This is a genomic window from Pseudomonas sp. MS01C9 (genome assembly GCF_058202755.1).
Genome location: NZ_CM177073.1, coordinates 4,566,307 through 4,580,466, shown reverse-complemented (window position 1 = coordinate 4,580,466; position 14,160 = coordinate 4,566,307). Strand labels below are relative to the sequence as shown.

General features: G+C 57.7%; 15 protein-coding genes. 9 read left to right on the top strand and 6 right to left on the bottom strand.

Annotation, left to right across the window (positions count from 1 at the left end; genetic code table 11):
* Positions 1 to 16: 16 nt before the first annotated feature.
* Together AC1M7R_RS20880 and AC1M7R_RS20875 are read right to left on the bottom strand one after the other, a co-directional pair.
* Entirely contained in the window at positions 17 to 877 is an 861-nt protein-coding gene (locus AC1M7R_RS20880) for a TIGR03915 family putative DNA repair protein (protein ID WP_072430367.1), read from the bottom strand.
* Positions 868 to 2,088, bottom strand: coding sequence for a putative DNA modification/repair radical SAM protein (locus tag AC1M7R_RS20875; RefSeq protein WP_072430366.1), 1,221 nt, complete (start codon positions 2,086 to 2,088; stop codon positions 868 to 870). The genes AC1M7R_RS20880 and AC1M7R_RS20875 overlap by 10 nt, the downstream gene beginning before the upstream one ends.
* Before the next feature lie 151 nt (positions 2,089 to 2,239).
* Here AC1M7R_RS20875 and AC1M7R_RS20870 point away from each other — a divergent pair, with 151 nt between their 5' ends.
* Both AC1M7R_RS20870 and AC1M7R_RS20865 read left to right on the top strand, forming a co-directional pair.
* Positions 2,240 to 2,410, top strand: coding sequence for a YhfG family protein (locus AC1M7R_RS20870; RefSeq protein ID WP_092179576.1), 171 nt, complete (start codon positions 2,240 to 2,242; stop codon positions 2,408 to 2,410).
* Complete coding sequence (locus AC1M7R_RS20865; protein WP_072430365.1) at positions 2,410 to 3,009, top strand: putative adenosine monophosphate-protein transferase Fic; 600 nt, start codon at positions 2,410 to 2,412, stop codon at positions 3,007 to 3,009. Before AC1M7R_RS20870 ends, AC1M7R_RS20865 begins: the two co-directional genes overlap by 1 nt.
* A gap of 1,038 nt (positions 3,010 to 4,047) precedes the next feature.
* Here the strand turns inward: AC1M7R_RS20865 and umuC are convergent.
* Positions 4,048 to 5,325: a translesion error-prone DNA polymerase V subunit UmuC gene (gene umuC, locus AC1M7R_RS20860; protein WP_490609888.1), complete on the bottom strand. Its 1,278-nt coding sequence runs from the start codon at positions 5,323 to 5,325 to the stop codon at positions 4,048 to 4,050.
* Positions 5,318 to 5,743: a LexA family protein gene (locus tag AC1M7R_RS20855; protein WP_014338712.1), complete on the bottom strand. Its 426-nt coding sequence runs from the start codon at positions 5,741 to 5,743 to the stop codon at positions 5,318 to 5,320. The genes umuC and AC1M7R_RS20855 overlap by 8 nt, the downstream gene beginning before the upstream one ends.
* 97 nt (positions 5,744 to 5,840) lie before the next feature.
* Between AC1M7R_RS20855 and AC1M7R_RS20850 the strand changes: the two genes are divergently transcribed.
* From AC1M7R_RS20850 to AC1M7R_RS20835, 4 genes are all read left to right on the top strand, one after another.
* A complete protein-coding gene (locus AC1M7R_RS20850; RefSeq protein ID WP_490609887.1) occupies positions 5,841 to 6,557 on the top strand; it encodes an SOS response-associated peptidase family protein in 717 nt (238 codons plus the stop codon).
* A gap of 70 nt (positions 6,558 to 6,627) precedes the next feature.
* Complete coding sequence (locus AC1M7R_RS20845) at positions 6,628 to 7,026, top strand: DUF2513 domain-containing protein (protein WP_490609886.1); 399 nt, start codon at positions 6,628 to 6,630, stop codon at positions 7,024 to 7,026.
* A gap of 112 nt (positions 7,027 to 7,138) precedes the next feature.
* Entirely contained in the window at positions 7,139 to 8,053 is a 915-nt protein-coding gene (locus AC1M7R_RS20840; protein WP_490609885.1) for an endonuclease/exonuclease/phosphatase family protein, read from the top strand.
* A gap of 1 nt (position 8,054) precedes the next feature.
* Positions 8,055 to 8,519 carry a hypothetical protein gene (locus tag AC1M7R_RS20835; RefSeq protein WP_490609884.1) on the top strand — a complete coding sequence of 155 codons (465 nt, stop codon included), beginning with the start codon at positions 8,055 to 8,057 and terminating at the stop codon, positions 8,517 to 8,519.
* A 60-nt stretch (positions 8,520 to 8,579) separates the two neighbouring features.
* On the opposite strand, the gene AC1M7R_RS20830 is transcribed toward AC1M7R_RS20835, so the two are convergent.
* Positions 8,580 to 9,605 carry a phage portal protein gene (locus AC1M7R_RS20830; RefSeq protein WP_490609883.1) on the bottom strand — a complete coding sequence of 342 codons (1,026 nt, stop codon included), beginning with the start codon at positions 9,603 to 9,605 and terminating at the stop codon, positions 8,580 to 8,582.
* Positions 9,602 to 11,362 carry a terminase ATPase subunit family protein gene (locus tag AC1M7R_RS20825; RefSeq protein ID WP_003199774.1) on the bottom strand — a complete coding sequence of 587 codons (1,761 nt, stop codon included), beginning with the start codon at positions 11,360 to 11,362 and terminating at the stop codon, positions 9,602 to 9,604. Before AC1M7R_RS20825 ends, AC1M7R_RS20830 begins: the two co-directional genes overlap by 4 nt.
* 167 nt (positions 11,363 to 11,529) lie before the next feature.
* On the opposite strand from AC1M7R_RS20825, the gene AC1M7R_RS20820 reads away from it, so the two are divergent.
* From AC1M7R_RS20820 to AC1M7R_RS20810, 3 genes are read left to right on the top strand one after another with little or no spacing between them, the layout of a single operon-like run.
* Positions 11,530 to 12,360: a GPO family capsid scaffolding protein gene (locus AC1M7R_RS20820; RefSeq protein ID WP_003199772.1), complete on the top strand. Its 831-nt coding sequence runs from the start codon at positions 11,530 to 11,532 to the stop codon at positions 12,358 to 12,360.
* A 44-nt stretch (positions 12,361 to 12,404) separates the two neighbouring features.
* Complete coding sequence (locus AC1M7R_RS20815; protein WP_003199771.1) at positions 12,405 to 13,412, top strand: phage major capsid protein, P2 family; 1,008 nt, start codon at positions 12,405 to 12,407, stop codon at positions 13,410 to 13,412.
* Between the two features lie 10 nt (positions 13,413 to 13,422).
* Complete coding sequence (locus AC1M7R_RS20810) at positions 13,423 to 14,121, top strand: phage terminase small subunit (protein ID WP_307571327.1); 699 nt, start codon at positions 13,423 to 13,425, stop codon at positions 14,119 to 14,121.
* Positions 14,122 to 14,160: the final 39 nt, after the last annotated feature.

Genomic DNA, 14,160 nt, shown 5'->3' with positions numbered 1-14,160 from the left:
GCCCGATGGAATTTCGTCAAGTGGCTGGCCTGAGGACCTGGGCATCCACGACGATCCGCTTGCCAGCCTTTTCCCCCACCTCCAGCGCCTGTCCATCCCGCTGTTTGCCCTGGCGCGCCTGCCCCACCAACCGGGGGATCAAGTCGCCCTCTGGCAGGTGCTGCCAGAACCGCCCGGGCATATGCTGGCGCAACGCCTGGGGATTGAGCCTCGCCGGGTTGAAAATGTGCCGGTAGTAGGTGCGCCACAGTTCCGCGCCGGGGTCTTGGGCATGCTGCGCCCACTGCCGCCACTGTTCAGGGCAATGACGCTGGTAGTCCAGCTTGTGACCATCGTAGCGGATGCCGTCGCGGGGCGTTGCGATCAACCAGCGTTGGCGTCCCAGTCGCTCGGCAAAATGACCGCTCGCGCTTTCAAGGATGTCATGGGCCGGCTCGTGGAAGGACACCAGGTCCAGTTGCAACTGACCGGCGACTTCCTGTGGCAACGGTATGAAGCGCACGAAGGCGTGCAGATGATGGGCCTCGCGGCTGACCTGCTTGATCCGTCGCTGCAGCTCGCTTCCCAGGCGGTCACCGGCGAGCATCGCGGTGCGGTCGCCATGAGCCACCCGCCAGAGCACTTCATACAGCAGGTTCCAGCGTTGCTCGCCCCGATAACGACTGGCCTGTTCGAGCAATGGCAACAAAGTGGCCGGTACCCGTGTGCGAAACGGCCCCGGGTCTCGTGGCAATGGCGCCGGCACGGCGAGCAGGTCAACCATGGGCCCCTGGGCCCAGGTTACCTCGACCGGGTCGATACCGTGACCCAGCAGCGTTCGCGCCTGTTCCCGCCAGAGGGAGAAACTGTCGTCACAATCCAGCGCAATCATCCCCACAACCCCATCTGCACGGCTCGCTGGGGATCACGCAGACGTGCCCTCAACAAGCCGCTGCGCACCTGCGCATCGGCCGGCCGATAATCACTGGTGACGATGAACGGTCGCGCCTTCTCCAGTACACAACGCAACTGCACCAGGTCGTCATAACGAACGCGACGCTCCCTGCGCAGCGCAACCAGACGCTGCACGCTACGCAGGCCAATACCGGGAATTCGCGCCAGCAGGGCCGGCTCGGCACGGTTGAGATCCAGCGGGAAGACCTCACGATTGGCCAACGCCCAGGCCAGCTTGGGGTCGATATCCAAGTCCAGGTTGCCGGTCTGCCGCAACAACTCGCCGGCCTTGTAGCCATAGCCGCGCATGAGGAAATCAGCCTGGTAGAGACGATGCTCGCGCAACAGCGGAGGCGCCGCCAGGGGTACGCTGGCAGGGCTGTCAGGAATCGGGCTGAACGCCGAATAGTAGACCCGCCGCAGGCCATACCCCTGATAGAGCGACTCGGCATTGCTGAGGATGGCATGGTCATCGGTGGCATCAGCCCCGACGATCACTTGGGTACTCTGCCCGGCGGGAGCGAACCGGGGCGCCCGCGCTTCGCCAGCCACCGCTTGCTGTCCCTCCTGGATGGTGCCCATGGCCTGGCGGATCGTCGACAACTGCTTCTCCGGCGCCAGGCGCCTGAGACTCACCTCGGTGGACAGTTCGATGTTCACGCTCAGCCGGTCGGCCAGCCGCCCGGCCTCTTCGATCAACAGAGGATCGGCATCGGGAATGGTCTTGAGATGGATATACCCGCGAAACTGATGCTCCTCGCGCAGCAGCCGCGCCACCCGGATCAACTGCTCCATGGTGTAGTCGGCCGAACGAATGATACCGGAGCTCAGGAACAGGCCACTGATGCAGTTGCGACGATAGAAATCCAGCGTCAGGCGCACCACCTCCTCCGGCGTGAAGCGCGCCCGCGGTACATTGCTGGAACGACGGTTGACGCAGTATTGGCAGTCATACAGGCAGAAATTGGTCAGCAGCACCTTGAGCAATGAGACGCAACGCCCATCAGGCGTGTAGCTGTGACAGATCCCCATACCGTCCGTGGCCCCTAGCCCATCGCGGCCTCGCGAACTGCGCTTGGGGGCTCCGCTACTGGCGCAGGAGGCGTCGTACTTGGCGGCATCGGCAAGAATGCCGAGCTTGGCGATCAGTTGCATGGAAGCGATTCTCGATACTGGACATAAATACAGTATTTTGAGTCGCACGGCGATGCAAGCCCCGTCGGTCCACTCATCGCGCCAGAGGCTTTGGGGCCAGGCCGCGAGATGGGCTATAATCGGCTCACCCACGCAATCCGAGGTCCAGCCCATGGGCACTATCAGCCTTGAAGCCAAAAAGGCCTATGCAGCCAGAACCCGTAGATCCAACTATGCGGCCAGCCTGCGCCTGGAAGGCTTCAAAGTGGACTTCGCCGACGGCAACCTCAAGATGCCGACCCGCGAAGAAATCCTCAAGACCTTCACCAAGCCCAGAACCTGATGCTGGACAAATATGGCGTCGGTGAAGACGCCTACTGCTATCCCGGCTCCACTGTCCTTCGAAACAAACTCGACATTCGCGACGACGCCACCCTGAGCGAAGCCGAGCAGCAACTCACGGCCATCGCGGCGGACAGCGTCGAATTCAACCCTCCTCCCTACGACCTCGTTTACCTCCAGAACATCCATCGACGACTGTTCTCGGACTTGTATGAATGGGCCGGAGAATTGCGAACCGTCGGGATGGCCAAGCGAGATACGCGCTTCTGCCAACCACAGTTCATGGAAAAGGAAGCCGGCAAGATCTTCAGCCACATGGCCGCCGCCCACTGGTTCGAAGGCCTGCCCCGGGCAGACCTGATCATTGCCGTGGCCGACGCCTATTCCGATATCAACGTCGTACATCCTTTTCGCGAAGGCAACGGACGAGCCCAGCGCATTCTCTTCGAACACCTCATCATGAACGCCGGATTCGAGATCAGCTGGTGGGGGATCGAGAAGGAAGAATGGATCGTTGCGAACATCTCGGCCTACAACTGCGTGCCGGGCCCGATGCAGCAGGTATTCGAGAAGTGTATCGGGCCGGCCATCCAGGCCTGACGATGGGTTAGTCGGAAGGCGGTGATGGCTTCAAGGGATGAACGCCTACCGGCATCCCCGATACAACCCTGATAAACTTCGCCATTCGCCTCGTTGACTCAGATTGCCAATGTCCCTACAAACCGCTCCGCTCTCCCGTCGTTTTTCTGTTGCCCCCATGATGGATTGGAACGTCTAATCCTGGAGGCCGCGTAATACGGAGCTTTCAGCTACGCCAAAAAAACCTCGTACCATTTTCGTACCACCACTTCCCCGAATAGCCCTCTTTGGCAAGCAGTGCCATGGGCTTGGTCGCGCTGTAGTGCTTGTCGCTCCAATCCCAACACCTCCCACAAACGCAACGACTGACGCCGCACGAGAGTGCGTGCGAGTGAATGCACACATGCGAACTGCGCAATTCTGTACGCAGCTTCGGCAGATACCCCGCCCTAGGCCTATCCGGCGTTTTTATGTTGACCCACGGGAAAGAGGTTAGGAGGGTTAGTTTTTTCCCGCAACCCTGAAAGCCTTGTCCGGTAAGGCTTTGCGAAGGAATGCCAAGGTTAGCTTCTGGTTAGTTTTGGTAATTTCCTAACCTTTATTGATGTTAAATAATCAATCTATAAATTCCTTTAAAAACAGTTACTTATAAAATACTAACCTTTGACCTAACCTAACCTAACCCATCAAAGTTAGGTCTCAAGCCCAGCAAATACGGGCGCTCCAGCTCATCACACCCCACTCAAAAAAAACCTAACCCTTTTCCCGAGGCACCTCCGGAATTCGTCCGCCTGTGCTCGCGTGTGAGCATTGCGAAAAAGCGCCCTCCTTCGCAGGGTTTCGCAGGTATTCGATTGCCTGGATACGCTCTGACAGCCCCCGGCTGGCCTGATCGGGATGAAGGTGCAGAAGTGCAGAAAAAAAGACCTATTTAGACCGGAGGCGCGGTGGGGGGACGACGGCGCGCGCCAGGCTTGAAGCACGCCACAGCCCGCCGACCGCGCACCATTTCGGGGCAAAAAAAAGCCGCCTCGGCGGGCGGCTCATGGGGTCAGCAGGTCATCGACAGGACACCTGCCACAGCTGGTCCAGCCTGGTCGTGTAGCTCTGGCTCATCATCTCCCGACGCATGCGCCAGTCTGGGTTGACGGGCACGCTGGCTGATCGGAGTGTCCCTCTACCCCATCGCCCGTTGACCTGGTCCAGCACCGCCATCAACTTCGTGGCGTCGGCTGGTTGGGAGGTGGCAAACAGGTCGTCGGTGTACTCCCCCTGCTGACAGAGGTTCATCAACAGCACCTCAGCCTTGCTGTACTTGAAGCCCGGCCGAAACACGCGGTCGAGCGCGTCCACCGCTGCCTTGGTCAGCAGCCGCACATCATCAGTGGGGTACGGCATGTCGATCAGCACACCATTGGCGTACTTCGCCTCCTCCGGGTTGAACATGCCGGTGCGGATGCTGACGCGGATCTTCTTGCACAGCGACTGCTGCGCCCTGAGCTTTTCCGAAGCACGCATCATATAGGTAGCCACCGCTTCCTTGATGGGTGCCAGGTCCGTGAGCCGCTTCCCGAACATCCGACTACAGCAAATTTCCTGCTTCGGAGGGTCCGGTTCATCCAGCTCCAGGCACGGCGTGCCGGCCAGCTCCCGGGCGGTCTTCTCGATCACCACGCTGAACTTCTTGCGTAGCGTCCACGGGTCGGCCTTCGCCAGGTCCATCGCGGTCTTGATCCCCATGGCTTCCAGGTGAAGTTTCATCTTGCGACCGACGCCCCAGACCTCGGACACGTCGGTGTTGCGCAAAACCCAGTCACGCTTGAACGGGTCGCAGATATCGACCACGCCGCCGGTCTCCACTTGGAGCCGTTTGGCGGTGTGGTTTGCCAGCTTTGCCAGGGTTTTGGTGTGGGCGATCCCCACCCCGACCGGGATGCCGGTGCAGCGCAGCACTTGGCTGCGGATCTTCCGCCCGAGGGCATCCCGGCCGTCGATGCCAGTCATGTCGGCAAAGGCTTCGTCGATGCTGTAGACCTCAACGGCAGGCACCATTGATTCAATTAGTGTCATGACCCGCTCACTCATGTCGCCGTAGAGCGCGTAATTCGACGAGAACGGGACGATGCCGTGCTTATGCAGCTTGTGCTTGATCTGAAAGTACGGCTCGCCCATCTTCACGTAGGGCTTGGCGTCGTAACTGCGGGCGATTACACAGCCGTCGTTGTTGCTCAGCACCACGATGGGCACGCGGGCCAGGTCGGGGCGAAACACGCGCTCGCAACTCGCGTAGAAGCTGTTGCAGTCGATCAGGGCGAAAACTGGCAGGGGTTTAGACATGGCTGCGCACGCTGCATGTGATGACGCCCCAGATAACCAGTTCGTCGCCCTCAAGCACGTACCTCGGTGGATACTTTGGGTTCTCCGAAAGGAGAATCACCTCCCTGCCGCGAATGCAAAGCCGCTTGCATACGGGCTCGTTGTTCAGCAGCGCTACGACGATGTGACCGTGCGCCGGCTCCAAAGCGCGGTCCACCACCGCGAGATCGCCTTCAAAAATACCGGCGCCTTGCATGCTCTCCCCAGCGATTGAGACCAGGTAGACATGCGGGGCGCGAATGTTCAGAACCTCATCCAATGAGATGTGCGCTTCGATGTGGTCCGCCGCCGGAGATGGAAACCCGGCAGGCACTCGAAACGAACACAAGGGCAGCTTCAAGCCACCCTCGGCAATAGGGCCTAGAATTGAAAAGCTCATGACGCACGTTCCAAAATACTGTACGAACATACAGTTAACTTTGTACAAGGTTGGCGGTCAATTTTGTATAGGAAAAATCTGACAGGCGGGACAACCAATGTGCGGGAGATTCGTGCAATACGAGGGGATGGCGGTGTTTATGGAGGAGCTAGGGCCGCAGCTCCCGCTATTCAGCGGTTTCGATGCAGTGCCGATCAACCGGTACAACATCGCCCCGACGACACGCGTGCAAATCCTGCACACCAGCAATGCCGGCCTTCACATCACCCCTATCAGGTGGGGCTGGTCGCCATTTTGGGCGAAGGGAAAACGCCCCGACCCCATCAATGCAAGGGTTGAAACCGTCACGACGGGGAAGTTCTTCAAACAGTTGTGGCCGAACGGACGTGCTCTGGTTCCAAGCGAGGGCTGGTATGAGTGGGTCAAAGACCCCAATGACCCGAAGAAAAAACAGCCCTATTTCATTCGCCTGAAATCCCAGAAGCCTATGTTCTTCGGAGCCCTTGCACAGGCTCAACCTGGGCTTGAGGGCCAAGAAAGCGATGGTTTTGTCATCATTACCGCTGCCAGCGATCAGGGTATGGTGGATATTCATGATCGAAAGCCATTAGTGCTGGCACCGGGCTTGGCTCGCGAGTGGTTAGACCCCGATTTGAAGCCCGAGCGGGCACAGGAAATTGCGAGGGAGCACTGCCGCCCCGTTGAAGATTTCGAGTGGTTTCCCGTGGGCGAGTCGGTGGGAAATGTTAGGAGTCAGGGGGCAGACCTAATAAGCCAAACCACAGCTTGTGCACACCACGGGCAAATGTCTTAGGCTTGGCTCAGCTATCGGAGAAGGCTATGGTGTGATGGTGCGAAAACGCACCACCTTAAGGAGAGATAGGATGCAACGAGATCCGGAACTGATCCGACTCCTGATGCTAAAGCTGGAAGCTTTGCCGAAACCCGCAATGGCGATTGCCATGATCAACTGTCGAGAGCATCTGGCGGTTGATGGCTACACATCCGATCAGATTATCTATCACGTTGACCAAATATTGATGAACGAATGGATCGACACCGCTGGGGGGCGGGGCATGAATCCTAATGCTCAATTCTCATTTAGGGCGCTGACGCCAGCGGGTCACGATTTCATTGACTCAGTAAGGGACGAGGTCATTTGGAAATTGACTAAAGATGGCGTGTCCGCTGCTGGCGGCTTCACGTTAGATACCTTATCAGCTCTTGGAAAAGCGTTTATTAAAAAACAATTGGAAAAGCTCACCGGATTGGAAATTCCCTGACGGTAGTTAGCGCCCCCTTCGATTTCGTCTTTCCAAATGCGAGCCCAGCGATGACACCAATCAGGCCCAAAGAAATAATAACAACAAAGACACCAAGTAAGATCATTGAATAATGGCCACTTTATATAACGACTCTGAGGATCAAAAAAGGGTTACCTTTGCTTGGTGGAATACGAGCCTGGCGCCATCTGGCGACAGCAGAAATTGTGAAGAGCTTAGACAAAATGCAATAGAGGTCATTGCTTATTTATTCAAAGTAGCCAAGGTGGATTTTTTGGCACTTGGAGAAACCTCCATTGAAGACCTTGATTTCCTCAAAAAACTAGAAATATTTGAAGGATTAGAATTTCGATACGGAATTTCAAAGGCCGGAAAATCAAAGTTCGACATATGCTACATATCAAACCCCAACAAAATAACAATCTTAAATAGCGAGAATATCACCTATCTAAAAGGAAACAGCACGCTTAAAATCGCCCAAAGAGTTGACATCCTAGAAAATTATAGCGAGACCGTTTTCAATCTTTTTGCTTCACACTGGCCTAGCCGTCTTTGGTGTGATAAAGACCATCCAGACAGGCATACGCTCGGAATTAATCTTCGTCTAGAGGTGGACAAAATTCTTAACGAAAGCCCGAACCCGCCACATATAATATTGCTTGGCGACTACAATGACGAACCATTCGACATTTCGTTAAGCCACCACCTGATGGCAACACGGGACATAGATTTAGTTAACAAACGCAAGCACCTTTTCTACAACCCGTACTGGAGTCAAATGGGGCAAGACAAGGGCGAGAATAAGAAAAGGGGCGGCAGCTATTTTTATAAAAGCGGTAAAACTACTCAATGGCATACTTTTGACCAAATCATTTACTCTCATGCTTTTGTTTCAGCAAAAAAATGGAGGCTTGCCCAAGACAACGCTCATATCATTGACGTTCCAGGTTTAGCCGAACTAGTGATAAGCAAAAAGTCCAAATTCGACCATATACCTGTATGTGGCATTATTGAGAAGGTTAACTAAAATGGCAAATTTTAAAAACTCATTTGACCTAGGTTTAAAGGCAGCTGCCGATACCGCTGAAAAAATCTCGGAAATAAATTCAGTTTTTGAGGAAATGAATGCTCAAATCATGGAAGCGAGTGGCGGAAAAATTGCGATTTCTCGCGAGACCCGGTTTGACACCACTATGGAAACACTGCTTGGCTTGGGTATATTTTCACAGAAAAAACTCATTGAAAAAAGCACAACCACTACTTACATTGTTGCAGCGAACCCGCTTTCCACAAAAACAAAAAGAGCCGACATCGGACAAATAGAAATTAATAAGAACGGTTACCCATGCGAGATAAAATTTGGAAATGATAGATTTGTTTGTGACGATAAGCAGGCATTGGAACGAATCTTATCTATGATGCTTGCAGATGCAGACGTAGGAAAAGAGTTTACAAGGCTAATCAATCAGCCCACCGAAGACGTTCCGGAGTAACTCGGCTTACAATAAAATTTAAATGGCACTGAACTCAGTGCCATTAGGCTGTGAAGAGAATCAGGTCAACGACTCATACTTTAGCCCAGCAAAACTCAGAACCGCCTCTCCCACCCTCTCGTTGATTTGCATCATCCTAGCCTGAATAGGCTCAAGTTCATTTGCAGCGTATATCAGCGCGGCTTCTCTAATTGAACCAAAACCTCCGGCATTCTGAGGGACGATGCCCATTAATTGCGGCGGAATGCGCAGGCTCGCCAGCACGTCATCACGGGTCTGATTCTTGATCGAGTTGAATTCGTCTTTGGCCGCTACCTCGCTGACAGGGATTAGCTGAATCCCATCCTTCTTGCCCGTGGGCGAGTAGACAAACAGGTTTCGAAAATTCCCCGGCCCCTTCGAATCCTTCAAAGCCTTGCGCAATGCATCGATGTCCGCCTCGGTCTGGGCCGCGTCGGTCATGTACAGGATAAAGCCGGCGTGACTGCCGTTCTCGTAATACTTGCGCCGGAACAGCGTCGCCGACTCGTTGAGAAGCGCCGACTGCAACGCACTGATCCACTCCGGCAGCCCATAAATCTCCTGGTGCAAATCCGCTTCGCGCAGATGAAAAATGCTCCCCGGCTCAAACACGTGCTCGTTCTTCCACCCCTGCACCTGGTAGAACTGCCCCTCCGGTCCCACCCGCATGTACTTCGCCAGCGACGGCACCAGTTGCCTGGTGCTGCCCAGCACCGAACGGCGCTTTTCCAGATAGCCATTGCCCAGGCACAGAAAATCCAGGGCGAACTGTTCGAACGCCGCCCGGGACAGCATCGGATGCGGGATAAAGGTCTTGCTCAACAGGTTGCGCTTGAACATCAACCCCGAATGCAGATGCACGCTCGCTCCCACGGACCGAGCCAAACCGTTAAGCGACAACGGCGGCTCATACCACCGCCCGTTGAACCAGCACTCCAGGTAGTCGAACACTTCCCGACCACCCAGCACCGGCGTCGGGTCACCGAAGCTGAACACCTGGGTACCCGCACCGGCGGCGTCGAGGGTGGCCGGCAGTAGCTCTTGGCTGGCGAGTTGTTCGGTCATGTGAAAATCTCCATTCGCCCGGTATTGGCAGCGGTCTGCCCTTCGAGCGGTTCGTTCTGCAATGCGTGGAAGAGCGCCCAGGCCAGGTCGGCATGGCCGGTGTTGTCGTTGCGGCCGGCGGTGTAGGTGAACTGGCGACCGCCTGCGGTGATGGTTTTGCGAATCGCCATGAGCGACTGGGCCATGTCGGTCCAGCCGGCGTCGAACTCCAGCCGGCCCTTGTGGATCACGTCGTAGGCCTTCAGCACTAGGCGGGTTTTCACCTCGGGCGAGTAGCTGAAGGTGGTCACAGCCGGGAAGAACTGGCGCACCAGCTGGGCAACGCCACTGCCCAGGCCGGTGACATCGATACCGATGTAGGTGACCCAATAGCGGTCGCACACGCCCTTGATGGCGGCGGCTTGGGCGGCGAAGTCCATGCCGCGAAATTGGTGGCGCTCGAGCACGCGAAACTTGCCACCCGGCACCAGGGGCGGCGCGACCACCACCAGGCCGGAACAATCGCCCGTCTCGGCCGGGTCATAGCCGACCCATACCTGACGGTCGCCGAACGGGCGCATGGCGAAAGGTTTGTAGTCCTCGGCCCACTCCACCCAGCTATCGACCATGCAGGACTGCAACACCGACAGCGGGAAGATGCTCGCGCCGTCATCAACGAACTCGCACATCAGCAGGTTGGCGAAGGCCTCGGGGCTGTACTCCCGGCGCAACTCTTCGATGTCGAACAGATCGCACCCGCCCCGCTCGGCGTCGAGGATCGTGACGATCTGTCGCCAGAGCCGATCCTCACAGAACCGGCCCTGCTGGAGTGCGCCGTGGGTCACGTCCACTTTGGTGTGCTGCGCGGCCGGCTTGCCCTTGTTGAATCGTTCCCCCGTCCAGAAGGTGTACGCCTCGTGAGCCATGCTCGACGGCGTGGAGAAATAGGTTTTGCGCCACTTCTTGTGCATCGCCATGCCCGAGGCGACCTTGTTCAACTCCTCGAACTTGAACGTCCAGAAGAATTCGTCGAAGTAGAAATTGCCGTGATAGCCCTGGGCGGTGCGGGCGTTGGTCCCGAGGAAAAACAGTTCGGCGCCGTTGGGCAGCACAATCGGGTCACCGGTCAGCTCGACGCCGATGACTTCCCGGGCGAAGGCCTGGATGTAGCCACGGAACAGGTAGGCCTGGTTCTTCGATGCAGACAGGAAAATCTGGTTGCGGCCGGTGTCCAGGGCATCGATAAACGCCTCGCGGGCGAAGTAGTACGTGGCGCCGATCTGCCGGCTCTTGAGAATGACGCGGGTGCGCTGGTTGCCGGCCCGGTACCAGTCTTTTTGGTAGTCGAAACAGCCGTCGATGAACGCCTCGCGCAGCAGCTCGATCTGGTCTTCGCTGATGTCGTTCTTCGGTGACTTTTTCTTCGGCCCCTCGTTGCGCTTGGCGAGGTTCGGGTTGAGGTCGGTTTCGGTGCCGCCGCCCTGGAAACGCTGAATGCGGGCCTGGCGCTCAAGCTGCCGATGCAGCAGATCGATCTCCTTGAAATCGCCGCCGGTCTTGTTGTCCTTGAGGATCAACTGCACCAAACGCGCTTCCAGGGCGCCGCCGATGCGCTCCACGTTGTCGGCCCGGTCCCACTCGTCGCGGGCCTTCCAGCTGTGTAGCGTTTTTTCTTTTTCGCCCGTAGCCTCGGCAATCTCGCAGATGCGCCAACCCATCCAGTACAGGAACTTGGATTGGCGTCGCGGATCGATAGGCAGCAGGGTGGTCGTCGTCATGGCCGAGATGCTGCCGCCCACGGCGACGACTCAATAGCGCCGCCCCTTGTACCCTCCCCGTCTACAGTCCCGTCTCGTTGCCGCCGCTCGCGCCCGTGACGACCATGCCCCTCATTGCAACGCACTGCTCAACCCAGCAGGCGCCCCACGCACTGAGGATTCCCGGCATGAAGAAGTTTCGCAGCAACTGGTTCCGCGTCGCCGTCGAGGGCGCCACTTCGGACAAGCGCACCATCAAACGCAGCTGGCTGGAACAGGCCGCCAAGAACTTCAACCCGTCCACCTACGGCGCCCGTATCTGGCTGGAACATTTCCGCAGCCTGCTGCCCGACAGCCCGTTCAAAGCCTATGGCGACGTGCTGGCAGTGAAAACCGAAGAGGTAGACATCAACGGCCAGAAAAAACTGGCCCTGTTCGCCCAGGTTGAGCCCACCCCCGAGCTGATCGCCATGAACAAGGCGAAACAGAAGATTTACACCTCCATCGAAATCGACGACAGCTTTGCCGATACCGGCGAGGCCTACATCGTCGGCCTGGCCGTGACCGACTCGCCTGCCAGCTTGGGCACCGACGTCCTGGCGTTCTCGGCCCAGAAACCCGACGCCAGTCCGTTCAAGGACCGCCACTACTCGGCGACCTCGATGTTTACCGAGGCGCTGGAAACCGAGTTGAAGTTCGAGGAAATCGAAGAGAAGCCAAGCATCGGCGCCCAGCTGTTCAGCAAGGTGCAAGCGCTGCTGACCGGCAAACAGGCCAAGGACGACACCGAGTTTGCCCAGATTGGCGAAGCGGTCGAAGCCATCGCCGAACACGTTAAGGATCTGCCCGACCAACTGGCTGCTGAAAAGCAATTTTCGGCGGGGCTGAAAACCCGGCTCGACCAGGTCAGCACGGAACTCACAGAGCTGAAAACCAAGCTCTCCACCACCCAGGACCACAGTCAGAAACCACGTCCGCCTGTAACCGGCGGCAATGACCTGGTCGTGACCGACTGCTGACAGTCAGCCCAACCACAGCCCCCGAATCATGAAGGACGATCAACATGCGTAACGACACCCGAGTACTGTTCAACGCCTACCTGCAACAACTGGCGCAATTGCATGGGGTGACTGACGTCACCACCAAATTCACCGCCGACCCAAGCGTCGCCCAGACCTTGGAAACCCGTATTCAGGAATCCAGCACCTTCCTCAGCGCCATCAACGTCTATGGCGTACAGGAACAATCGGGTGAGAAAATTGGCATCGGAATCGACGGCACCATTGCCAGCACCACCGACACCACCGTCAAAGACCGCGAGCCCCGTGACCCGAGCGGCCTGGACGACCGTGGGTACACCTGCACCCAAACCAACTTCGACACCGGCCTGCGCTATCAGAAGCTGGACCAGTGGGCCAAGTTCAAGGACTTCCAAGCACGCATCCGCGACGCCATCATCAAAGCCCAGGCCCTCAACAGGATCATGATTGGCTGGAACGGCATCAGCCGTGCCGCGACATCCAACCCGGTCACCAACCCGCTGTTGCAGGATGTCAACATCGGCTGGCTTCAGAAAATGCGCCTGGAGAACCCTGCCCGGGTTCTGGATGAGGTGGTGGACGGTAGCGGCAAAATCGAAATCGGCGCCGGCAAGGATTTCGAAAACATCGACGCCTTGGTCGTCAGCATGGTCAACGAGTTCATCGAGCCTTGGTATCAGGAGGACACCGAACTGGTAGTCATCTGCGGTCGCCAACTGCTGGCCGACAAGTACTTCCCGATCATCAACAAGGTCCAGGCGCCTACCGAAATGCTGGCGGCCGACATCGTCACCAGTCAAAAACGGCTCGGCAACCTGCCAGCGGTACGCGTGCCGCACTTCCCGGCCAACGGCCTGCTGGTGACCCGGCTGGATAACCTGTCGCTGTACTGGCAGGAAGGTACCCGCCGCCGCACCGTTGTGGACAACGCCAAGCGCGACCGCATCGAGAACTACGAATCGGTGAACGAAAGCTACGTCATCGAAGACCTGGGCTGCGCGGCCATGGCCGAAAACATCACCCTGAACTGAGGCGGCCATCATGACCAACCCCTGCCGCCGCCACTTTGAACGTGTCACTGCCGCCATTGAGGCGGCAGCGACCGAACCCACCCAAACCATGGCCGGCGCTACAGCCTACGAACACCAGCTCAACCAACTGCTGCAAGACCGCCTGCGCCTGAAACAAGTCCAGTCCAACCAAGGCAAGGCCGAACTGAAGCGCCAGTTGCTGCCGAGTTATGAATCCTATGTGCAAGGTGTGCTGGAAGGCGGCCAGGGCGCGCAGGACGAGGTACTGACCACCGTCATGGTCTGGCGCTTCGATGCCGGCGACTTCACCGGTGGCCTCGACATCGCGACCTACGTGCTGGAACACAAGATGGTCATGCCCGACCGCTTCGCCCGCACCTTGGGCTGCCTGGTCGCCGAGGAAGTCGCGACGGCAGCCTTCAAGGCTCAGAAGGTTGGCGAACCGTTCGACCTGGCAATCCTGCACCGCACCGCCGAACTCACCGACGCCGAAGACATGCCCGACCAGGCCCGCGCCAAGCTGTTTCTCGCCATGGGCCGCGCCACGCTGGAAGGCATCACCGAAGAAACCCCGGGCCAACCCGGCCAGCTCCAGGCCGGTGTAGATCTGCTGAAAAAAGCCATCGCTCTGCACGACGCCTGCGGTGGCAAGAAAGATCTGGAGCGGGCCGAACGCCTGCTCAACAAACTTGCCGGCCCTGCCGGCTAACCGAGCGTCCCCACGCACCCCGCCGGCTCGGGGCGGATC